Below are 21,265 nucleotides of genomic sequence, written 5' to 3'. Positions count from 1 at the left end.
GCTGTGAGGCCGCTTCATCATAAGCTATGGATTATCAGCTATCGGCCATTGGCGCCCTAGCACACGAGAGGTAACACATGAAATTTATTGCAGTCATACGGCAAGTACCCGACGGCGAGTCCCGCCTCAAGATTGAGGGGGGTAAGGTAGACCTCAGCGGAGCCACCATGATCCTCGACCAGATGGACGAGTGGGCGGTGGAGGAGGTCATCCGACTACAGGAAAAGCATGGCGGTGAGAGCGTGGTGGTGGCCCTGGGCCCCGAGCGCTTCGAGGAGGCCATCCGCACCGCGCTGGCCATGGGCATAGACCGGGCCATTCACCTGGTGGCCGAGGGCTACACCGACCCCATCACCCAGGCCCAGGCCCTGGCCGAGGTCATCCGGGCCGAAGCCCCCACCCTGGTCTTTACCGGCGGACAGCAGGCCGACTGGGACGCCCAGGCCCTGGGGCCGGCGCTGGCCGAGGCCCTGGGCTGGCCGGTGGTGAGCTGGACCACCATGATTGAACTGGAGGGCCAGACCCACGCCAAAGCCCGCCACGACCTCGACGAGGGCGCCGAGCTGGTGCGGGTGCCCCTGCCGGCGGTTTTTACCAGCCAGCAGGGCCTAAACGAGCCCCGCTACCCCACCCTGCCCGGCATTATGAAGGCCAAGCGCAAGGAGCTGAAAAAGCTGCCCATGAGCGTAGGGAGTAAGGTGGAGATTCTGGAGCAGACCATCCAGGAAAAGAGCCGTCTGAACAAGATGCTAGATGGCAAAGACCCCGTGGCTGCCGCCCATGAGCTGATCCGGCTGCTCCACGAGGAAGCCAAGGTGATTTAGGAGGTGCGCGTGATACTCGTAGTCTTGGAACATGACGGACAGCGCCTGCGCAAGGGCGCTTTGGAGGCCATCAGTCGGGCCCGGCAACTCAGCACTTTGGGGCCCATCGCCGGGGTGGTGATCGGTGAAAACACCCAGGCCGTGGCCCAGGAGGCCGCGCAGTACCTGCCCACCGTCTATGCTGCTGAGGTGGGGGGCTATACCGCGGAAAAGTGGGCCGAGGCGGCCTATACGGCAGTGCAAAAAAGCGGGGCTCAGGTGGTGGTGGCTACCGGAAGCCGCCAGAGCCGCACCTGGACAGCTCGGCTGGCCTACAAAATGAAGGCTGGTCTGATGGAGGATACCCTCGAGACCAGCACCGACGGCCAGCACATCATTGGCCTCCGCTACAGCTTTTTGAATCGCGTCACCGAGAAGCAAAAAGCTGCTCTGCCGGTGGTATTTACCGCCAAACCCAACACCACGCCCCCTGCCGAGCCGGCGGGCAGCGGCACGGTGGAGGTGCTCGAGGTAAACCTGCCTTTGACAGTAGAGGTGCTGGAACGCCTGAGCGAACAGAAAAAGGGGGTTTCGCTCAGCGAGGCCACGGTGGTGGTGACGGGCGGACGCGGGCTGGGCAGCCCCGAGGCTTTTGCGACGGTGGAGGAGCTCGCAGGCGCGCTGGGGGCCGCAGTGGGCGCAACTCGTGCGGTGGTGGATGCGGGCTGGCGGCCCTACAGCGAGCAGGTGGGCCAGACCGGCAAGACTGTGCAGCCCAACCTCTACATTGCCCTGGCGGTCTCGGGGGCGGTGCAACACCAGGCCGGTATGAACAAGAGCAAGTACATCGTGGCGGTCAACAAAGACGCCGAGGCCCCCATCTTCAAGATCGCCGACTACGGCATTGTGGGGGATGTGCATCAGGTGCTGCCTGCGCTGGTTGATGCGGCCAAAAAGCTAAAGGATTAGAGCGGCCTTCAGAGAGAATGGTAAAACCTCCATCATAAAAAGGCTCAACAGGTTTACTTTTTCCGCTGCCCCCAGCGGTAAAAAGCGAAGACTGCATAAGCTCGCTACAAAAGCCACACCCAAAGGGCAAGCCCGGGCTTGCCCTTTTTTACTTGCTGGTGTGCGCTGATTTGTGGCGGGTGCTCGAGGTTCAAATCAGCAGGGGAGGGCCTGGGGGCTGGAGTACACTGGCAGCGTAAAGCAATTACCCACGCTGCTCGCGCGGTTGCGTGAACTTATGGAGAGCCCTATGATTACTACACCAACAAAAGAATTAAACAGCATGACCGAAGTAATGGCCCTTTTGGAGGAAGGCCAGCGCCTGCAGAACCACCTGGCTGAGCTGGGCACAAAATTGCGCCAGGCCGCCGACGAGCTGGATAACGGCTATTCCCCTTCTCCAGACCTTGCCGCCCTGCTGGTTGCTGCCGCGCAGGCCTTTGATGGGCTGTACGAACGGGCACAGCGTGTGCTGGGCGGAGCCTTGATCGAGCCGTTGCTGCCCAGGGTGCTGGAAGCCCTCGAGGCCCATCGCAAGGCGCTGGAAGGGGCTGCTATACGTCAGAAAGCCCTCAATGTGCTGGAACAGGTGAGCAGCCTGGTCTACCGGGGCGGTGAGGAGTTCCTGCCCCTCTCGACGGTGCAGCTCGAGGCCCTGGGCCTGATGCGCCAGCAAAAAGAAGCCATCGTGCCAGGCGACACGATGGTAGCCCTGGCAAACGGCAGTCACCCCTATAACCTGCTGCTCAGGCTGGTTGTGGATAAGGCCATGAGCAACGAAGAGTGGATCAAGGTGTACCAGCGGGTGGGACAGGAGCTTGGCCTGGATCTTGCGGTAGCCGCTGCCCGCGGCCAGATTTATCTGCCCGAATAGGGGGAACCAGACCCAACCAGCCGGCTACCCTTTGCTTCTGCGATCCAGGGCCCTGGCGTGGGCCTCCAGTCCCTCCTCGCGGGCCATGCGTGCCCCGAGTGTGGCAAGGCGACGGGCCGCTTCCTGGTTCAGGCCCACCACCGGGATCACCTTGAGGAAATCCCGCAGGGATAGCCCGCCCCCAAAGCGGGCTGTGCCGCTTGTGGGCATTACGTGGCTGGGGCCCGCGATGTAGTCGCCCAGGGCCTCGCAGGAATGCTCGCCCAGAAAAATCCCTCCGGCGTTGCGTACCTGCCCCAGCACCGCCAGGGGGTCGTGTACCGAGAGGCAAAGGTGCTCGGGCGCGTACAGGTTGGCCAGCTCGAGGGCCTGCTCCAGGTTTTCTACCTGTACCAGCCCACTTCGCTTGAGGGCCTGGCGGGCGATGCTGGCCCTGGGTAGGTCGGCCAGCTGGCGCTGAAGCTCCTCCTCTACGCGTTCCAGCAGCTCCCGGTACGACGAGAGTAGCCAGGCTTCGGAGTCGGGGCCGTGTTCGGCCTGGGCCAGCAGGTCGGCGGCCAGCAGCTTGGGGTCGGCGGAGGCATCGGCGATGATGAGGGTTTCGGTGGGCCCTGGCAGGCCCTCCATGCCCACGGCTCCATATACCTCGCGCTTGGCCAGCACCACGTAGCGGTTGCCCGGGCCCATGATCTTGTCGACCCGGGGTACCGTTTCGGTGCCGTAGGCTAGCGCGGCAATGGCCTGGGCCCCGCCCATGGCAAACAGGCGGTCGGCGCCAGCCACCCAGGCCGCGGCCAGAATGCCTGGATGCACTCGAGGAGGGGAAGCCAGCACAATCTCGCCCACGCCTGCAACCTTGGCGGGAACCGCAGTCATCAAAACGGTGGAAAGCAGCGGTGCCGACCCCCCCGGCACATACACCCCTACCCGATCCAGCGGGTACACCAGCTGGCCCAGCACCCCGTCGGCTCCGGCTTCCAGGAACCCGCCCACCGGCTCCCGTCGGTAGAAGGCTTCGATGCGCTCTTTGGCGGTCTCGAGGGCGTCGCGTAAATCAGCATCCAGGTTCTCGTAGGCTTCGCGCCAGGCCCGCTTGGGAATTTCCTCCACCGGCTGCCCGTCGATCGCCAGGCTAATGCGCTGCAGGGCTACATCGCCCTCGTGCTCCACCTGATGCAAAATCGACCGCACGGTTTCTAGCGCATCGCCGTACTCCACCGTCATACGGCGGTTCTTGAAATGCTCGCGGATTTCCTCAGGGGTTTTGATCATAAGGGGCCCTTTTCATCTATTCACGTTAAAAAGCGTCCACCCGCCACCGTCGTGGGTTTTTGCTCCAGGTTGCCGAGGCGCATGCCCTTTTGTCATTGGTCATCACCGCCCGCCTGGCTTTAGCTATAACGCCTGCGCCGCCGTCGCCGCCTCGAGGCTCCATTTTGCTCTTTGGGGGGTTCACCGGACACCACCCTGGCCTTGGGGGGCTCTCCCGAGACCACTCGAGGGCGGCTCGAGTTGCGCGGGTTAGCCTCCTGGCTGCGCTCCAGCGGTTGTAAGCGCTGACCGGCCTCGAGGCGCTGTACCTGAACCAAGTCGGCCTCAAAAACGTGTTCGCCCACCTTCTGCGTGAGGCGCACGGGATAGCCCTCCTGATCAAAATAAAGCAGGCTAAGGCCTGGGCGCAAACGGTAGACCCGCACGCTTTGCGCTTTCTTCTGGCCTTCTACCTCTACCTCGATGGTCTGGTCGGGCAGGCGTTCGACATAGGCCCGCCCCCCCACCAGGGCAAACTTTTCTACCTGACCTACCTCGATGTTGAGCGCTCCTACGGCCAAAATCAGCGAGAGGGGGTCGTGCATCTCGGCTAGATAGGGCATGGCGAAGTCGTCCCTGCCCTGACTGACTGTGACCAGGCCCTCCTCGCGGGAAAACTCCACCTCCATAACCCGGGCTCCATTGCCTTCCACCCGCTCGCGGTAGCGGCGGGGCAGCCCTTGGCGGTCTAGCTCACTCTCCCAGCGTTGACGGGTTTTGGGCAGCGGTAGCTCTACGTTGGCCTCGAGCACCACCCGCAGGCCATCCCGGCGGGGCTCGAGGGTCAGACGCTGCTCGCCTGCTGTGTGTCCGGCATACCGCAGGCTGTAGTGCAGTGTTTGTAGAACTGCCCAGTCCATGTCCCTCATCCTACCAGCCCCAGGTCAAAAATCTGCACCCGATAGTAAGCTGATGATTATCAGAGCGCCAGTTCTGCAAACCCGGTTTGCGCTCAGAGGGCTAGCTACACTTTTGTGTAACCTATTTGGCGTGTACTCAAATAAGTTGTACACGTTTTTGTAAGTGTCGTTCTGCTTGATATACACCCTTCGGATTCCTGCAACCCAGGCCATACTCAAAGCAGGAGGAATTGCGATGTCCAAACTGTCCCCCGAAATGAAACTGGAAGCCGAAAAGCTTCGCCGCGAGTGGGAAACCAACCCCCGCTGGAAAGGCATTCAGCGCGATTATACCGCCGAAGATGTGGTGCGCCTGCGCCCCAGCCTTCTGCCCGAGCAGACCTTAGCCAAGGTGGGGGCCCTTCGGTTGTGGGAGCTCTTGCACACCCGCCCCTACGTGAACACCTTTGGGGCCTACACCGGAGCCCAGGCGGTGCAGATGGTGAAGGCTGGCCTCGAGGCCATCTACCTTTCGGGCTGGCAGGTGGCCGCCGACGCCAACCTGGCCTGGCAAACCTACCCCGACCAGTCGCTCTACCCGGCCAACTCGGTGCCACAGGTGGTGCGCCGCATCAACAATGCCCTCATGCGGGCCGACCAGATCGAGCGCAGCGAGGGCAAAACCGACCGCTACTGGTACGCCCCCATTGTGGCCGACGCCGAGGCCGGTTTTGGCGGGCCCCTGAACGCCTTCGAGCTGATGAAAAGCATGATCGAGGCGGGCGCGGCCGGGGTGCACTGGGAAGACCAGCTTTCCAGTGAAAAGAAGTGCGGGCACCTGGGGGGCAAAGTGCTGATCCCTACCTCGCAGCACATCCGCACCCTAAATGCGGCCCGTCTGGCTGCCGATGTGATGGGGGTTCCCAGCATCATCATCTGCCGTACCGACGCCGAAGCCGCCACCCTGCTCACCAGCGACATTGACGAGCGCGACAAGCCCTTTGTGAAAGAAGGTGAGCGCACCCCCGAGGGCTTTTATCGCATACGCAACGGCCTCGAGGCCTGCATTACCCGCGCTTTGGCCTATGCCCCCTACGCCGACTTATTGTGGATGGAGACCAGCACCCCCGACCTGGAGATTGCCCGCAAGTTTGCCGAGGCGGTGCATGCCGAGTATCCGGACAAGATGCTGGCCTACAACTGCTCGCCCAGCTTCAACTGGAAGAAAAACCTCGACGACGAGACCATCGCCAAGTTCCAGCGGGAGCTGGGGGCCATGGGCTACAAGTTTCAGTTCATCACCCTGGCTGGCTGGCACAACCTCAACTACCGCACCTTCGAGCTGGCCAAAGGCTACAAGGAGCGCGGCATGAGCGCCTTCGTGGAGCTGCAGCAGCTCGAGTTCGCCGCCGAGAAAGAAGGCTTTACCGCGGTCAAACACCAGCGCGAGGTGGGTGCGGGCTACTTCGACGAGGTGCTGATGGCCATCACCGCCGGACAGGCCTCCACCGCGGCCCTGGCGGGTTCGACCGAGGAAGCCCAGTTCCACTGATATGAACCCCACCCGAAGCGTTCTGCCAAGTCTCGCAACAGCTCATATGAACCCCGCTTGAATCGTTTCGTTAGGAATTGCTGGAGCACCATCGTTTTTCGGGCTGTTGTTACCCGCGCTTCAGGTGGGGGCCTCAAAAATCAGAACAGATCAAGCGGATTTCTTGTAAGCATTGGGCCGGTAGCGGGCAACCGCTATCGGTTTTTTGCGTCCAGATCGTCAGAGATTCCCTAAAGCACCTGCAGCCTGAACCGCGCGGCCAGGGTCTGCTGGGCCTGGCGCACCCGCAAAAAGACCTGGCGCAGCACCTGTAGCTCGCGGGGGCTGAGGGCGGCCTGGGCCACCCGGTTGGTGGGGGGCTGGCCCTGGGCCAGGGCCAGGAGCTGGTGGCGCAGGCGGAGGTGGGACAAAAACAAAAAGGCTTCGCCAAGGTCTTCGGCCTCCTCCTGGGGAATCACCCTGGCCTGGGCGGCGGCCCGCAGGCGCTCGAGGGTGGGGCGGGCCAGACTGCTGGCCTCGAGGCCATACACCCGCGCCAGCCCCACGATGGCCGCCAGGCCCCCCTTCTTGAGGTTGACCGTGCCTTCTTCGAAGCGGATGCGGCCCAGGAGGCCCAGGGGGGGCGTAAAGACCAGGGCTGAGCGGGCCAGCGCGGTGAGGAAAGGCCGGTTTTTAGAGGCCCGGCGCAGGCGGTGCTGCAGGGGCTCGAGGGAAAGCCCTCCGGCAATGCTGCGAAAGTCGAGGAATATCTGGGCTTCCAGCAGGCCCTCGCCCTCGGGAACGGCCAGCCACTGCTCGAAGCGGGCCTCCCATTCGGCCAGGGAAAAACACCAGCGGTCGGCCATGAAGCCCCCGGGGCAGGGGGGGAAGCCGGCTTGCAACAACCCCTCCAACACCTGTTGGGCCAGGGCCTGGAAGTAGTTGCTGGCGGCTGGTTCCTGGTAGGCCAGGGCGTTGTCCTGGTCGGTGAGCAAAGCCTGCTCGGTGCGGCCTTCGGAGCCCAGGGCCAGCCAGGCATAGGGGCAGGGCGGGGGCCCCAGGTTTCGCTCGGCGCGCCTCAGAAGCGTGCGGGTCAGGGCGTCGTTCAGGAGGCTTACCTGGCGGGTGATGGCCTGCACCGCAAACCCCGCGGCAAACATCTGCTGCACGATGGCCTCGAGCTGCTGGCGGTAATCCAGCAGTATGCCTTGGTGGTCTTCCTCGGTAAGCCGCTTGAGCAGGGCCAGGGGGGTCTGGAGCCAGCGCCGCAGGAAGGCCCGGTCGGTCAGGAGGCCCACCACGTGGCTTTGCTGGGTGAGGGGCAGGTGGTGGATGCCCTGCTGCTCCATGAAGAGCAGGGCTTCGTGGAGGGGGGTGCTGGCGGGCAGGGTTTTGGCCGGGCTACTGGCTACGGTGGAAGCTGGCGTGTGGTAGGGCCGCTCTTCGGCCAGCACCCGGTTGCGCAGGTCACGGTCGGTGAGGATGGCCAGCCGCTCGCCCTCCCAAAGCAGCAAGGCGCTCACGCCCCGTTCGCGCATCAGGCGGGCGGCCTGGGCCACGGTGGCCGCGGGCTCGAGCCATACCCCGGCCTCGGCTGCCTCACCTGCGGGCTGCCCCAGGTCAGGCAGGTTCAGGGCCATAGGCTGCAACAGCCGCAGCCGCTCGGCCAGCCGGGCGCTAAAGAAAAGGGCGAAGCTGGGTTTTTGCAGCAGCCCACGGAAGGCCTCCTTGCTTAGGCGCAAACAGGCGGTCTCACCCTCGGCCCGCACGGTAAGGCTGGGGGGCTGCTGACCCAGCAGGGAAGGGTAGCCAAAGGCCTCGCCGGGCTCGAGCCAGGCCACCGCCTGTCCGTCCTGTTCCAGCCGTACCGCACCCTGGTAGACCACATACAGGCCTTCGGCCTCGGTCTGGCTGGGCTCGAGGATCACCGTCCCGGGGGCAAACTGGCAGATGACCAGGGCCCCCTCGAGCCCCGCCCAGTCGGCTTCGCTAAGCGCGTCGAAGGGGGGGTACTGCTTTAAGAAGGCCCGGTAGCGAGAAAATTCCGAATCCAGCTCGCCACCTCCTTGGCGCTGGGCTCGAGGGCAAAGCTGGCTTTGGCCTCGGCGTAGCGCTCCGGCCCCACCCGAAGGCGCCGCTCTTCCAGCAGGGCTTCGGCGAAGGCTTTAGGGAACTCTGGGTGGGGCTGCAGGCCCAGTACGTTGGCCCCCACCTGGATGAAAGCATGGGGGCTGAAGGCGCTGCCGCCCAGCACCACCGCCCCAGGGGGCAGCACGGTGATCTGATCCTGGCAGGAGAGGATGAGCTGCAATTCCTGTAGGGGGGGCTCCATCCAGGGGGCCATCCGGTAGACCGAGAAGCGGTGCACCCCCACCCCCCAGCCCAAAGGCCAGCGCTCCACCCGCCCCCCCAGGGCCTGCCCGATCATCTGGTGGCCGAAGCACACCCCCACCAGCTTGCTGGAGGAAGCCGCTACCGCCCGCACAAACGCCTCTAAAGGGGGAATCCAGGGCAGAGGGTCGTAGACCGAGGCCCTCGAGCCTGTAATCAGGTAGCCCTGGAAGTCCTCCACCCGGGCCGGATACTGCCCTGCCCGCACGTCGAAGGGGGTGAGGGTCTGGCCCAGCAGCCGCTCGAACATGGCCGGATAATCGCCAGCGATCCCCTCCAGACCTGCCGGGGGTTCGTCGCAGACCAGTACGGCGAGCCTCATAGCTTACGCAAATGATACGACTTGGGCCGGGTGAGCTGCTCGTAGCCCAACAGCGAGAGCGAGCAGCCCCGCCCCGACTCCTTGACCCCGGTCCAGGCCAGGGCCGGGTCGAGGTAGTCGCAGCGGTTGAGGAAGACCGTGCCGGTCTCGAGGCCCGTCCCAAGCTGGAGCGCGGCCCCTTCGTCTTTGCTCCAGATGGAGGCGGTGAGGCCGTAGGGGGAGTCGTTCATGAGGGCAAGGGCCTCCTCGTCGCTTTTAACCGGCATGATGCCCACCACCGGGCCAAAGCTCTCCTCCACCATCACCCGCATCTGGTGGTTTACGTTCACCAGCACCTGGGGGGCCAGGTAGGGGGTGCCGGGGGCATCGGCGGGAAAGGCTTTGGGGTCAATCAGGGCCTTCGCCCCCTGGGCGATGGCCTCGGCAATCTGGCCCCGTACGAACTCGGCGGCCTCGGTGCGTACCATGGGGCCCAGGGTGGTCTCGGGGTCTAAGGGGTTGCCCAGCCTGAGCTTTAGGGTCTCGGCCACAAAAGCCTCCACGAAGGGCTGGTAGAGGGATTCGTGCACGTAGATGCGCTCCACCCCGCAGCAGGACTGGCCCGAGTTGAACATGGCCCCATCCACCAGGTTGACCACGCTGTACTCGAGGTCGGCGTCGGGCCGCACATAGGCCGGGTCCTTGCCGCCGAGCTCGAGGGCCACCCCCTTGAAGTGCCCGGCTGCTGCCCTTTCGACCGCACGGCCCCCTGCCACCGAACCGGTAAAAGCCACAAAGGCCACCCGCGGGTCGGCGATGGCCTGGGCGGTGAGGTCGTGGTCCATGTGCAGGTACTGAAATACCCCCTCCGGCAGCCCGGCCTCCTGGAAGGCCCAGGCGTAGCGCTCGGCCACCAGGGGGGTCTGGGCGGAGTGCTTGAGCACCACCGCGTTTCCGGCCAGGATGGCCGGCACGATGGTGTTGACCGAGGTCAGGTAGGGGTAGTTCCAGGGGGCCAGCACCAGCACCACCCCCAGCGGTTCGCGCCGGATGAAGCGGGTGAAGCCCGGCAGGGCTTCGGCGGGGATGTCCTGTAGGGCTGACGGGGCGATGCGGGCCATGTAGCGGGCCCGCTCGGCAAACCCGCCCTGAATCTCCTTGGGGCTGTAGCGGATGGGCCGGCCCATCTGCCAGGTGAGCTCCTCGGCCACCGCCTCCACCGCCCCCAGCATGACCTCGACCATGCGCTGCACGATGGCCAGCCGCTCGTCCAGGGGGGTCTGGGCCCAGGCTTTTTGGGCCCGGGAGGCGCGGGCCAGGGTTTGCTCGAGTTCCTCTGGCCCGGCCAGGCTTCGTTCCACGTAAATGCGCCCGTCTACGGGGCTGATGGTTCGCTGAATCGCCATGGCCTCACTCCGGGGTGACGTAGGCGGCGGTGATGCCCCCATCCACCAGCAAGGCTGCTCCGGTCATGAAGGAAGAGGCCGGGCTGGCCAGGTACAAAGCGGCCTGGGCAATCTCGGCAGCCTGGCCGAAGCGGCCCATGGGGATATGCACCAGCCGGCGCTGGCGCTTTTCGGGGGTGTCCAGGTACTTCATCAAGAGCTCGGTCTGCAAGGGCCCCGGGCACAGCGCATTGACCCGGATGCCCTGGCGGGCGTGAATCACCGCCAGCTCGCGGGTCATGGAGAGCACCGCGCCCTTGCTGGCGGTGTAGGCCAGCTGGGGGGTAGCGGCCCCCATAAAGGCCACAAAGGAAGCGGTGTTGATGATGCTGCCGCCCCCGGCCCGGCGCAAAGCCGGGATGCCGTACTTGCAGCCCAGGAACACCCCTTTTACGTTGACCGCAAAGGTCAGATCCCAGACCGCCTCGCTGGTGTGGATGGCGTCGTCGTCCTCGGCGTGGGAGATGCCTGCATTGTTGAAGAGAATCTCGAGCCGCCCAAAGACCCGCTCGGCCTCGGACACCATTCGTTCAGCGTCCTGGGCCTTGGACACGTCGGCCTGCACGAAGTGGGCCTGGCCGCCGGCGCTTTGGATGACCTCCACGGTTTCCTGGCCTTTTTCGGAGAGATCCACCGCCACCACCTTGGCCCCCTCGCGGGCGAAGAGCAACGCGGCCTCGCGGCCAATTCCGCTGGCGGCACCGGTAATTAGAGCTACCTTGTCGGCTAGTTGCACCTTGAACCTCCCTCAAATTCGTTCGAAATACCGCTTGCGTTCCCAGTCGGTTACGGCCCGGTTATAGGCCTGCCACTCACTTCGGAAGAAGTGGGTGTAGTGCTCGTGGGCGGCCTCGCCCAGGGTGGCTTTGGCAAAAGCGCTACTGGCAAACCCCTCTGCGGCCTCACCCAGGGTGTAGGGTACGCGCGGCAGGTGGCGGGCCTGGTAGATGTCGCCCTGGAAGATGGGGGGCGGGGTGAGGCCCTGTTCCAGGCCGTCGAGGCCCGAGGCCAGCGCGGCGGTGAGGGCCAGGTAGGGGTTCAGGTCGGCCCCCCCAATCCGGCACTCGATGCGCAACGAAGCCCCCCGCCCCACCACGCGGAACCCGGCGGTGCGGTTGTCGTAGCTCCAGGCCAGCCGGGTGGGGGCCCAGGAGCCGTCCTCGTAGCGCTTGTAGCTGTTGACGGTGGGGGCGTAGAAGGGCATGAAGTCGGGGATGTGCGCTATCCAGCCAGCCAGAAACTGCCCGAAGACCTCGGAGCCCCGCACCGGCCCGTATTCTTCCTCGCCCGCAAAGGCGTTCTGGCCGTCCTTCCATAGCGAGAGATGGATATGGCAGGAAGAACCCGCCTGGCCGTGGTGGGGCTTGGCCATAAAGGTCAGCGAGAGGCCCATGGTCTCGGCCACCTCTTTCAGACACTGCTTGAAGAGGACGTGCCGGTCGGCCATCTCCAGGGCCTCGGCGTAGCGCACGTTCACCTCGTGCTGGCCCAGCCCCCACTCCCCCTTGGAGTTCTCGACCGGGATGCCCGAGGCCTTCAGGTGTTGCCGCACCGCGCGGGTAAAGGGCTCCTCGCGGGTGCCCTGCAGCAGGTGGTAGTCCTCCAGGTAGTACCCGGCGGGCTCGAGCCCGGCGTATCCCTGCTGCTGGGCCTGGCGGTAGGAGACCCGGTAGAGGTAGTACTCCAGCTCCGAGGCCGCCTTCACGGTGTAGCCCAGGGCCCTGGCCCGCTCGAGCTGCCGTTTGAGCATGGTGCGGGGGGCCACTTCAATCAGGCTATGGCTGCGCTCGTCCTCGAGGTCGCATAGCACAATAGCGCTCTTCTCGAGCCAGCTCGCAGGCCGCAGAGTGGCCAGGTCGGGCACCAGGTGAAAGTCGCCATAGCCCAGCTCCCAGTTGGCAAAGCGGTAGCCCTGCACCGGCTCCATCTCCATGTCGGTGGTAAGCAAGTAGTCACAGCCGTGGGTGCCGTGCTGGGCCACTTCCTCCAGAAAGTACTCGGCCTCAAAGCGCTTGCCCATCAGCCGCCCGTAGTGGTCGGGGAAGCCCACCAGAACCGTATCAATCTCGCCTGTGTTTACCTTTTGAGCCAGCCAACTGAGATTTCCTGCGGCGTTTTCCGCCATCTGTACCTCCTAGGGTTTAGCGAATCTCCCGCTGGGCCTCTGCGATCAGAGCGGCCTCTTCCTCGGGGGCCTGGGCCACCAGGCGGAAGCGGCTGTAGAACCAGTAGTAGGCCATCATCAGCACCACAAAAACCGCCGTGCCCACCACCCCAGGCCGGTAGCTTTCCACCGCAAAGGTGGCGCCCAGGCAAATCAGGGCCAGAATCGCGCCCACCCAGGCCCCCGGTACGCCCAAAGGGCTTTTGTAGGGGCGGGGCAGGTCGGGGCGGGAACGGGCCAGGCGGATGTAGGCGAACATCACCATGGCGTAGGAGATCACCGCACCAAAAACGGCCATATTGAGCAGGGCGGCCCCCACGCTGTCGGAAAAGGTGCTGATCAGCACGCACATCAAGAAGCCCACCACCGCGCCCAGAACCAGGGCAAAATGCGGGGTGTGGTAGCGGCTCACGATGGACAGCCCGGTGGGCAGGTAGCCAGCCCGCGAAAGGGCAAAGATCAGCCGCCCGTAGGCGTAGATGATGGCGTGGAAGCTGGCCACCAGGCCGGTGATGGCAATTAGGGTTAGGAAGGTGCTGGTGGCGGCGTCCCCAAATACCGCCTTAAAGCCGAGTTCCAAAGGAGCATCCGACTCGCCCACTTCCTTGGCACCTGCTACACCGGTGTTGAGGATGAGGGTTAGCACTGAAAGCACCAATAGGGTGATGATGCCCAGGATGAGGGCTTTAGGCATATCCCGCACCACGTCGTGCGACTCCTCGGCGGCCAGGGGAAGCTGTTCGATGGCCAGGTAGAACCAGATGGCAAAGGGCAGCGCGGCAAAAACCCCATACCAGCCAAAGGGGAGGAAGCTCGAGCCCCCCTCTTGCGGCGCGATGTTGAAAACCTTGTCCCAGCTAAACGCGCCGGAGAAGCCCGCCGCAACGTAGAAGAAAACCAGCACCCCCAGCGCCAGCAGGGTTACGATCAGCGAGACCCGTAGCGTCAGGGCGGTACCACGGATGTTTATACCCACAAAGAGGGCGTAGAAGGCCGCCCACCAGATCCAGGCTGGTACGCCGGGGATCAGGGCGTTCATATAACCGGCGATGCCCACCACAATCACCGCCGGGGTAATCACGTACTCGATCAGGTCGGTGACCCCGTTCAGGTAGGCCCAGTTGGGGCCAAAGGCGTTGCGCGTAAAAGAGTAGAAGCCCCCCGCATGGGGCAGAGCCGTAGAGAGCTCGGCGATAGAAAGCACCATGGTGACGTACATGATGGCTACGACCACTGTCGCCAGCAACAGGCCTCCGAAGCCCCCGGCGGCCAGCCCGAAGTTCCAGCCGAAGAAGTCGCCCGAGATGACCGCCCCCACCCCCAGGCCCCACAAAAGCACCCAGCCTGCACTCTTGCGCAAGCGCCGCTTTTCCAGATAGGTGTTGTCTACGTCTACATAGTGCGCCCCGCGCACCTCTTTGGGTTTGTTTTCCATAGCTGAACCACCTCCCGCCAGTTCGCTTCAAGCCTGCTCGTGTAAAACCCGTGCACCGATGAGTTTGGCCAGTTCTTTCACCCCCTCCTCCAGGCCCTCGGCGGTCTGAGCTCCAAAGCACAGGCGAAAGTGCATGGTCTGGTCGGCCTGTACTAAAAAAGCCTCGCCGGGGGTGATGGCCACCCCCTGGGCCAGGGCCTGGTGGTGCAGCTCGAGGTTGGAAAAAAGCCGAGGCAGGCTCACCCAGCAGGAAAATCCTCCCTCCGGATGGCTCCAGGACACCTCCGCGGGCATATGGCGTTCCAGGGCCTGTAGCAGTACGTCCCGGCGTTTCTGGTAGGTGGGCAAAACATGCTTTAGGTGCTGCTTCAGCCCTCCCTGACGGACAAACTGGGCCGTGGCCCGTTGCAAGAGGGGCGGAGGGCCGGTGATGTCGGAGACGTTGTGCAAGGAGATGAAGCGCTCGAGCAACTCCGGTGGGGCGACCAGGTAGCCGATGCGCAGGCCCGGCATCAGCACTTTGGAGAGGCTGGCCAGATGCACCACCCGGGCCTCCAGACCCATGCGCTGGGCCAGGGCCAGCAGGGGGGTAGGGGGGGTCTTTTCGTAGGACAGAAGGCCCAGGGTGTCGTCTTCCACCAGGGTAAAGCCGTAGGTTCGGGCCAGCTCGAGCAGCCCCTGAAGCCGGGCTTCCTGGAAGCGCAGCCCGGTGGGGTTGTGGTAGCTGGGAATGGTGTAGTAAAAGCGCGGACGGTGGCGCTTCAAAAGTGCCTCGAGCACCTCCAGCCGGGGGCCCTGGGGGTCGAGCGGCACGGGCAGGGGCTTGAGGCGAAACTGTTTGAGAATGCCCAGCAGGCCCAGGTAGGTGGGTTCTTCCAGCAAGACCTCCTCGCCCGGTTCGGCCAGGGCCCGGCAGACCAGGGCCAGCCCCTGCAACCCCCCTACCGTAACCAGCACCTCCTGGGGGTCGGCCCCGACGCCCCGCTGCTCCAGCAGTTCGCTCAGGGCCACCCGAAGCTCGGGCTCGCCCATCAGCGAGCCGTAGCCAAAAACCTCCTGGGCTAAGGGCTTCAGGCCCTCCAGACAGGCCCAGAAGGCCTGGTAAGGAAACAATGCCGGGTCGGCGGTGGCCAGGGCCAGGTTGTGCAGCACCCGGGCGTGCTGCAGGCGGTGCAGGTCGGAGAGCACCAAGTCGGGCTCCAACCGCTCGCCAAAGCTGAGTGCGGCGGTGGGCCGGGCTTGTGAACTCACAAAGGTACCCCGCCCCACCACCGACTCGATGAGCCCATCGCTTTGCAGTTCCCGGTAGGCGTTGTGGATGGTGAGACGGGTGGTGCCCACCTCGCGGGCCAGGGCCCGTACCGTGGGCAGCCTAGTACCGGGGGGGAGCTCGCCCTTGGCAATGCGGGTGCGGAACTCCTCGGCGATATGGCGGTATAAAGCCATATGTTTGTCATGCCGCAGCTTGACCCGCACCCCCATACGCTCTCCTTTGTGATGGAGGGCATTATATGCACAGGGCCAAGACGGGGAAAAGATACAAGTTGCCCGATTGTGCTAGGACAATCCAGGGGCAGCCTGGGTTGAGACCTATCCGGCCTCGAGCTGCTCCGTCACCTCGGCCCAGCGGGCAAAAGCCTGCTCGAGGAGGGCCTCGAGCCGCCCTTGTTCCTCGGCGATGCGGGCGTACTCGAGGTGGTGCAAGCTGGGTTCGTTGGCTTTGCTCAACACCGCCTGAAGCTGGGCCTCGAGTTCGGCTATCTCGGCTTCCAGCCGCTCCTTCTCGCGCTCGAGGTGCCAGCGGCCCTTGACCCTGCCTGCGGTTTTGCTTGCGGGCTGGCCAATGTTTTGGGCGGCGGGGCGCTCGGGGCTTTTGGGCACCACCTCGGCTTTGCGGCGCTCGAGGTACTCGCTGGGGGGGCCGGGGTAATCCACAAAATGACCGGCGTAAACGTGCCAGGTTCGGCTGGCGAGCTTATCCAGAAAGGCCAGGTCGTGCGATACCAGAATCAACGTGCCGGTGTAGCTCAGAAGGGCCTGCTCGAGGGCCTCCACGGTTTCCAGGTCGAGGTGGTTGGTGGGTTCGTCCAGGACCAGCAGGCTGGCCTGCTGCAAGGAGAGCGAGAGCAAAGCCAGCCGGGCCCGCTCGCCGCCCGAAAGGTGCTCGACTTGCTTGAACTGGGCATCGTAGGGAAACCTCCAGGCCCCCAAAGCGGCATGGGCTTTTTCGCCCAGCATCCGGTAGAGGGTTTCGAACAGGGTAAGCTGGGGGTCGAAGCCGGAGAGCTTCTGGTCGTAGTAGCCCACCCGTACCCCTGGCCCGGTTTTAACCCGCCCCGCCGGGTGGTCGGAAGGAAGCAGGCCCAAAAGCACCCTGAGCAGGGTGGTCTTGCCGGCCCCGTTGGGGCCAATCAGGGCGATGCGCTCGCCTTTTCGCACCAGCAGGTGGGGAATGTAAAAAAGTGGGCGTCCCCCGAGGGTTTTTTGCAGCTCCCAGCCCTCCAAAACCCGCTCAGCCGTTGCTGGCTGCTCGAGGGGGAAGCGAATCTGCAGGGTGGGGTCGTTCGCATCGGGCGCGGCCATGGCCTCCTGCATGAACTGCGCCAGACGGGCTTCCAGACTGTGCAGGCGGCGGGCGTGTTTGGCGCTGCTGTGGGCCCAGCGCTGGGCCTGCTCCAGAATGGCCTCGCGCCGTTCCTTCTCCTTGAGCCAGTGGGCGTATTCGCGGGCTTCCTGTTCTTCCTCTAGGGCGCGCTCGTGGCGAAAGGCCGAGTAGTTGCCTTCGTACAGCCTGATTTGCCCACCACGCAACCAGGCCACCCGCTGGGTCACCCGGTCGAGGAAGCGCCGGTCGTGCGAAACCGTGACGGTGGCCCCCCCAAACGACTGCAAGAAATCCACCAGCCAGTCGGTCATCTCGAGGTCGAGGTGGTTGGTGGGCTCATCCAGCAACAGCGCATCCGCCCCCGATAAGAGCAGCGCCCCCAGGGCCAGCCGCCGGGCCTCGCCGCCCGAGAGGACGCTGGCCTTCTCCTGCTCGCGCCCCTCGAAGCGCAAACCCTTGAGCACTGCATTGTAGCGGGCCCGCTGCTGGTAGCCGCCAATGGCCTGATAGCGCTCGTGCAGCACTTCCCAGTGGTGGTAGACCTCGAGGTCGGCCAGGCGGCCCTCGAGCTGGGCCAGTTCGGCTTCCATAGCCTGCACCCGGGCAAACCCCCGCTTTAGCACCGACTCCACGGTGTCGGAGGGGCTGTACTGAGGGTCCTGGGGCAAAAGCTCTAGGTGCACCCCCTCGGTACGGTGGATGCGACCTGCGCTGGGCTCGAGGTTCCCTGCCAACAGGCACATCAGGGTGGTTTTACCCGAGCCGTTGGCCCCCACCAGGGCCAGCCGGTCGCCGTGGCGCAATTCCAGGTTCACCCCCGCCAGCAGGTCGCGGGCCCCCAGGGTGTACTCGAGGTTTTCGGCAAATACAATCCGCACATCAGCCAGTTTAGCAAGGGATACCTTTCGCTGGCCCGCTCAGGCGAACAGCGCAATTGCCCATAAGAAACCTTTTCTACTGCTACCAAACATGGGTTGGATGGTCGCACGCATTCAGCCGACAAAGCGGCTTTGACGGGTTCATATCAGCGGCCACTTCTGGCCATTCGCAGGCCCCGCAAGGCCACAGTTGCGCTTACCAGCAGAAAAGCCCAGAACCCGATTCCAGTGGGCCAAAAAGCAATTAACGCATAGGCATACCCCACCAGGGCGCCTACGGGAAGGGGATACCAGCTTTGCCGATGGCTTTTCCAGTACAGTTGCCAGTACAGGCCCGCTACAGCCAGACCAAGCGCCACTGCCACTAAGGTGATGATGGGATATAAAAAGACGAAAAAACCTAGGGTGGGTGCGATGCCGCCCCCCCCACGAAAGCCGAAGTACAGAGGCCAGTTATGCCCCGCCACCACCGCTGCGCCCATCGGCGGCAAAGCCCAGGGGGTTTGCAGAAACCCGCTCAAATAGGCCACCAGACTTCCCTTGGCAATGTCTGCCACGGCCACCAGCACCCCCCAAGCAGGCCCCAGCTGCCGCCAGGTGCCGCTGGCGCCGGGGGTGTCGCGTTCGGCCAGGTCGATACCTCTGATGGCGCCCACAATGCGCCCAAAGCTAAGCGAACCCACCAGATAGGCCAGCACCACCCAAAGCAAATCCATAGACTGCCTTTATGCTACCGTGCTTTTCGCCAGCGGCAGCCCAGCCGAGGGGAAGCAACAGTGAACTCCTGGCGCGGCAATTTTCCGGTTTGGATTGTGTGGTAGACTGTGTTTGGCTTACTAAAGAAAGCGCTTCCAAACATAAAAGGAACCTGACGTGGCCAAACGTAAACCTACCATCCACGAAGTCGCCTACCTTGCCAAGGTGGGGATCGGTACGGTCAGCCGAGTACTCAACAACCACCCTTCGGTGCGTCCTGCGACGCGAGAACGCGTGCTGGCGGCCATGGCCAGTCTTGGCTATAGCCCCAACCCCCACGCGCGGCGGGTTGCTGGGGGGCGTAGCTACACCATTTCGCTCATCCTTCCGGTAATCTCCACTGAGTTTTATAACCGACTGCTCGAGGGCATTGAGCAGGTTTTGAGTGAAGAGCGCTACGAGATTGCCCTTTTCCCCATCTTCTCACCCCAACGCTTGCAGCGTTACCTGGAGAGCCGCTCGCTGGCGTACCAGACCGATGGGTTGCTGGTAGCCTCGCAGGGCCTGGCCCACCTGCTGCCCGACCAGAGATTCCCTACCGAGCGTCCTGTGGTGCTGGTAGATGCCTACAGCCCTCGTTACGACTCGGCCTACGTCGACAACTACCTGGGGGGGCAGATGGCGGCCCAGCACCTGGCGCAATTTCCTGGTGAGCTATTTGCCATTCAGATGCAGGAAGAGCTCGATGAGGTCATGCGCCATACCGTAGGGCAGGAGCGTGTCGCTGGGTTCCGAGATGGGCTAAAGCGGGCTGGCCGGAAGCTGCCCGATTCACACGTATTTGTGTCGCGCTTTTCTGCCGAGGGTGGGCGGCTGGCCTTGCAGCACTTTATGCGGCAGTCCAAACCGCCCTACAACATTTTCGCCGGGGCCGACCTGCTGGCTTTGGGGGTTCTTGAAGAGGCCGAGCGACAGGGCCTCGAGCTGGGTGAACAGGTGCGCCTGCTGGGCTTCGACGGTCATCCCTGGACCGAGGCCAGGGGGCTCTCCACCCTTTCGCAGCCCATCGAGGACATGGGGGGCGAGGCCGCCCGCCTGTTGCTCGATCGCATCCGGGGCTATAAGGGCAGCCCCAGGGCCCGGCGCTTTGAACCCGCCCTGATTGTGCGCCGCTCAACACAGCCCCAGCGGAACTATGCCGACTAGAACAGTGGCCCTCGAGGGCCACTTTATACCTCCAGCCAGACCTGCCCGTCCTCGAGCTTAACCTTGTAGGCCTTCACCGGACGCGGCGCGGGCAGGGTGGCCTTGCCGGTACGCAGGTTGAATTTGGCGCCGTGGCGGGTGCATTGGATGGTATCGCCTTCTACCGGGCCATCGGAGAGCGGGTTCTTGTCGTGGGTGCAGATGTCCGAGATGGCAAAAATCTCCTGGCCGGTGTAAAGCAACAGCACCGGGGTTTTCTCGCCCTCGACCTTGACCACCAGACGGCCATTCTGGAACTGCTCGAGCTTGGCAACAGGAATCCACATAAACTCATCGAAGGTCTTGCCCGACTACGGATTTTCTCCCATCCTGGGGCCCCTGCGGAAAGCGCAAATGGGTGTTTGAACAGGAAAACGTGGGGGTCGAAGCTTCCCGTGGGGCACCTAGACGCGCACCTTCTCCTCGATGATGCTCTCGATGTATTGCCGCAGCGGCTCGATGGGGATTCGGGTCAGCACATCGGTCATGTGCCCCTTGACCAGAATCTGCTGGGCCATGTGGCGCGGGAGGCCCCGGCTCATCAGGTAGAAGAGTTCCTCTGGGGCCACCGGCGCGGTAGAGGAGCCGTGGGAGCACTTGACGTCGTTGGCCCCAATCTCGAGCTGGGGCACGCTGTCGCTGCGGGCATCCTCCGATAGGAGCAGGTTGCGGTTGGTCTGGTAGGCGTCGGTTTTCTGGGCCCCCGGCTCCACCTTGATCAAGCCCGCGTATACCGTGCGGCTCTGGTCTTTGGCCGCGCCCTTATAGAGCACGTCGGAATAGGCGTGGTCGGCCACGTGGTGCTGCAGCGTGTAATGGTCTACGTGCTCGTGGCCGGTGGTGAAGTACAGGCCCAGCATCTCGGAGGACGAACCCGGCCCCAGCATCTCCGACTGCACCTCGGCCCGGCTGATGGAGGCCCCCATGTTCACCACCAGGTCGTTGAGGGCCGCATCGCGCTCGAGGTGGGCCCGCTGGCGGTGGAAGTGGTAGAAGCCCTGACCCAAAAGTTGGATGTGGGCATGGCGTACCTTGGCCCCATTGCCCACGATGATTTCGGTGGAAGATGTGTTCACCGAAGGGGCTACTTTGGCGGGCGAGATGTACTCCTCGATGTAGACCGCCTGGCTGTTCACGTCCCCCACAATCAGGGTGCGCGAGCCGGAGAGATGGCCGCCCTCCAGGTACTTAAAGACCCCTATGGGCTTGCTCAGCTCCACATTTTTGGGGATGTACAAAAACACCCCGTGGGTGAAAAGGGCTGCGTTGAGGGCAGGAATTTTGGAGTTCTCGGGGCGGTTTTGCTGGGTGCCTACCAGGTCGTGCCAGTTCACAGCCTTGAAGAGGTTTTCTTCCACCAGCCTGGGGTGGTGGGCGATGGCCTGGTGCAGGCTGGTGAAGATCACCCCCTGGGCCTTCAGCTCTTCGGGCAGTTCGACGTGCACCAGGTCGGCCCCCACGAAGACCGCGTAGCCGGAGAGCTGGGCCTGGGCCAGACGCTCTTTGACCGCCTGGGGAATCTCGCTTGCGCTCCCCTTGGGAAGCTCGAGCGGCAGTTCCTCGAAGGGCACCTCGGTGATGTCGGTGTACTTCCACTCCTCGGTGCGGGTGGTGGGGTAGGGCAGCTTGGCAAAGGTTTCCCAGGCTTCCAGGCGCTTGGCCTGAAGCCACTGGGGCTCACCGAGTTTTTGGGAGACCTCAAGCACGAGGTTGCGCGAAAGGGTAGAGGTCAATTCCAT

General features: G+C 63.9%; 18 protein-coding genes. 5 read left to right on the top strand and 13 right to left on the bottom strand.

Going from position 1 to position 21,265, the window contains the following annotated elements:
• Window positions 1-77 precede the first annotated feature (77 nt).
• From Q355_RS0100975 to Q355_RS0100965, 3 genes are all read left to right on the top strand, one after another.
• Window positions 78-824, top strand: coding sequence for an electron transfer flavoprotein subunit beta/FixA family protein (locus Q355_RS0100975; protein ID WP_027876056.1), 747 nt, complete (start codon window positions 78-80; stop codon window positions 822-824).
• A 9-nt stretch (window positions 825-833) separates the two neighbouring features.
• Window positions 834-1,772, top strand: coding sequence for an electron transfer flavoprotein subunit alpha/FixB family protein (locus Q355_RS0100970; protein ID WP_027876055.1), 939 nt, complete (start codon window positions 834-836; stop codon window positions 1,770-1,772).
• Between the two features lie 322 nt (window positions 1,773-2,094).
• Window positions 2,095-2,685 carry a hypothetical protein gene (locus Q355_RS0100965; RefSeq protein ID WP_027876054.1) on the top strand — a complete coding sequence of 197 codons (591 nt, stop codon included), beginning with the start codon at window positions 2,095-2,097 and terminating at the stop codon, window positions 2,683-2,685.
• Between the two features lie 24 nt (window positions 2,686-2,709).
• On the opposite strand, the gene hisD is transcribed toward Q355_RS0100965, so the two are convergent.
• Complete coding sequence (gene hisD / locus Q355_RS0100960) at window positions 2,710-3,957, bottom strand: histidinol dehydrogenase (protein ID WP_027876053.1); 1,248 nt, start codon at window positions 3,955-3,957, stop codon at window positions 2,710-2,712.
• A 119-nt stretch (window positions 3,958-4,076) separates the two neighbouring features.
• On the bottom strand, window positions 4,077-4,856 hold the full coding sequence (locus Q355_RS0100955; protein ID WP_027876052.1) for a DUF3108 domain-containing protein: 780 nt from the start codon (window positions 4,854-4,856) through the stop codon (window positions 4,077-4,079).
• A gap of 235 nt (window positions 4,857-5,091) precedes the next feature.
• On the opposite strand from Q355_RS0100955, the gene aceA reads away from it, so the two are divergent.
• Window positions 5,092-6,387, top strand: coding sequence for an isocitrate lyase (gene aceA / locus Q355_RS0100950; protein ID WP_027876051.1), 1,296 nt, complete (start codon window positions 5,092-5,094; stop codon window positions 6,385-6,387).
• A 230-nt stretch (window positions 6,388-6,617) separates the two neighbouring features.
• Here the strand turns inward: aceA and Q355_RS0100945 are convergent, their stop codons facing one another.
• From Q355_RS0100945 to Q355_RS0100905, 9 genes are all read right to left on the bottom strand, one after another.
• Window positions 6,618-8,318, bottom strand: coding sequence for a DUF294 nucleotidyltransferase-like domain-containing protein (locus tag Q355_RS0100945; RefSeq protein ID WP_281171984.1), 1,701 nt, complete (start codon window positions 8,316-8,318; stop codon window positions 6,618-6,620).
• Between the two features lie 65 nt (window positions 8,319-8,383).
• Complete coding sequence (locus Q355_RS0100940) at window positions 8,384-9,079, bottom strand: glutamine amidotransferase-related protein (protein ID WP_027876049.1); 696 nt, start codon at window positions 9,077-9,079, stop codon at window positions 8,384-8,386.
• Window positions 9,076-10,464: an aldehyde dehydrogenase family protein gene (locus tag Q355_RS0100935; protein ID WP_027876048.1), complete on the bottom strand. Its 1,389-nt coding sequence runs from the start codon at window positions 10,462-10,464 to the stop codon at window positions 9,076-9,078. The genes Q355_RS0100940 and Q355_RS0100935 overlap by 4 nt, the downstream gene beginning before the upstream one ends.
• Before the next feature lie 4 nt (window positions 10,465-10,468).
• A complete protein-coding gene (locus tag Q355_RS0100930) occupies window positions 10,469-11,239 on the bottom strand; it encodes a glucose 1-dehydrogenase (RefSeq protein WP_027876047.1) in 771 nt (256 codons plus the stop codon).
• Window positions 11,240-11,251: 12 nt separating this feature from the next.
• Entirely contained in the window at window positions 11,252-12,628 is a 1,377-nt protein-coding gene (locus Q355_RS0100925) for a glutamine synthetase family protein (RefSeq protein ID WP_027876046.1), read from the bottom strand.
• 16 nt (window positions 12,629-12,644) lie between these two features.
• On the bottom strand, window positions 12,645-14,102 hold the full coding sequence (gene eat / locus Q355_RS0100920) for an ethanolamine permease (protein WP_027876045.1): 1,458 nt from the start codon (window positions 14,100-14,102) through the stop codon (window positions 12,645-12,647).
• Between the two features lie 27 nt (window positions 14,103-14,129).
• On the bottom strand, window positions 14,130-15,548 hold the full coding sequence (locus Q355_RS0100915) for an aminotransferase-like domain-containing protein (protein ID WP_245597442.1): 1,419 nt from the start codon (window positions 15,546-15,548) through the stop codon (window positions 14,130-14,132).
• A 144-nt stretch (window positions 15,549-15,692) separates the two neighbouring features.
• Entirely contained in the window at window positions 15,693-17,585 is a 1,893-nt protein-coding gene (abc-f, locus tag Q355_RS0100910) for a ribosomal protection-like ABC-F family protein (protein WP_027876043.1), read from the bottom strand.
• 146 nt (window positions 17,586-17,731) lie between these two features.
• Window positions 17,732-18,301, bottom strand: a complete 570-nt coding sequence (locus Q355_RS0100905) for a glycerol-3-phosphate acyltransferase (protein ID WP_027876042.1) — start codon at window positions 18,299-18,301, stop codon at window positions 17,732-17,734.
• A gap of 157 nt (window positions 18,302-18,458) precedes the next feature.
• Here Q355_RS0100905 and Q355_RS0100900 point away from each other — a divergent pair, with 157 nt between their 5' ends.
• Window positions 18,459-19,487, top strand: coding sequence for a LacI family DNA-binding transcriptional regulator (locus tag Q355_RS0100900; RefSeq protein WP_027876041.1), 1,029 nt, complete (start codon window positions 18,459-18,461; stop codon window positions 19,485-19,487).
• A 23-nt stretch (window positions 19,488-19,510) separates the two neighbouring features.
• On the opposite strand, the gene Q355_RS0100895 is transcribed toward Q355_RS0100900, so the two are convergent.
• Both Q355_RS0100895 and sufD read right to left on the bottom strand, forming a co-directional pair.
• Window positions 19,511-19,813, bottom strand: coding sequence for a Rieske (2Fe-2S) protein (locus Q355_RS0100895; protein WP_027876040.1), 303 nt, complete (start codon window positions 19,811-19,813; stop codon window positions 19,511-19,513).
• A gap of 117 nt (window positions 19,814-19,930) precedes the next feature.
• A complete protein-coding gene (gene sufD, locus Q355_RS0100890; protein ID WP_051529248.1) occupies window positions 19,931-21,265 on the bottom strand; it encodes a Fe-S cluster assembly protein SufD in 1,335 nt (444 codons plus the stop codon).

Origin of the sequence: Meiothermus cerbereus DSM 11376, from assembly GCF_000620065.1 — a bacterium.
Classification (GTDB): domain Bacteria; phylum Deinococcota; class Deinococci; order Deinococcales; family Thermaceae; genus Meiothermus; species Meiothermus cerbereus.
The sequence above is the reverse complement of the archived record's forward strand: the minus strand, read 5'-3'. Positions and strand labels throughout refer to the sequence as shown.

What these genes read in the sequence shown, in the direction of transcription:
- sufD (WP_051529248.1), bottom strand. Translation starts at nt 21,265, where the DNA reads ATGGAATTGACCTCTACCCTTTCGCGCAACCTCGTGCTTGAGGTCTCC.
- Q355_RS0100965 (WP_027876054.1), top strand. Translation starts at nt 2,095, where the DNA reads ATGACCGAAGTAATGGCCCTTTTGGAGGAAGGCCAGCGCCTGCAGAAC.
- Q355_RS0100935 (WP_027876048.1), bottom strand. Translation starts at nt 10,464, where the DNA reads ATGGCGATTCAGCGAACCATCAGCCCCGTAGACGGGCGCATTTACGTG.
- Q355_RS0100895 (WP_027876040.1), bottom strand. Translation starts at nt 19,813, where the DNA reads ATGTGGATTCCTGTTGCCAAGCTCGAGCAGTTCCAGAATGGCCGTCTG.
- Q355_RS0100955 (WP_027876052.1), bottom strand. Translation starts at nt 4,856, where the DNA reads ATGGACTGGGCAGTTCTACAAACACTGCACTACAGCCTGCGGTATGCC.
- eat (WP_027876045.1), bottom strand. Translation starts at nt 14,102, where the DNA reads ATGGAAAACAAACCCAAAGAGGTGCGCGGGGCGCACTATGTAGACGTA.
- Q355_RS0100905 (WP_027876042.1), bottom strand. Translation starts at nt 18,301, where the DNA reads ATGGATTTGCTTTGGGTGGTGCTGGCCTATCTGGTGGGTTCGCTTAGC.
- Q355_RS0100915 (WP_245597442.1), bottom strand. Translation starts at nt 15,548, where the DNA reads ATGGCTTTATACCGCCATATCGCCGAGGAGTTCCGCACCCGCATTGCC.
- hisD (WP_027876053.1), bottom strand. Translation starts at nt 3,957, where the DNA reads ATGATCAAAACCCCTGAGGAAATCCGCGAGCATTTCAAGAACCGCCGT.
- aceA (WP_027876051.1), top strand. Translation starts at nt 5,092, where the DNA reads ATGTCCAAACTGTCCCCCGAAATGAAACTGGAAGCCGAAAAGCTTCGC.
- Q355_RS0100975 (WP_027876056.1), top strand. Translation starts at nt 78, where the DNA reads ATGAAATTTATTGCAGTCATACGGCAAGTACCCGACGGCGAGTCCCGC.
- Q355_RS0100925 (WP_027876046.1), bottom strand. Translation starts at nt 12,628, where the DNA reads ATGGCGGAAAACGCCGCAGGAAATCTCAGTTGGCTGGCTCAAAAGGTA.
- Q355_RS0100940 (WP_027876049.1), bottom strand. Translation starts at nt 9,079, where the DNA reads ATGAGGCTCGCCGTACTGGTCTGCGACGAACCCCCGGCAGGTCTGGAG.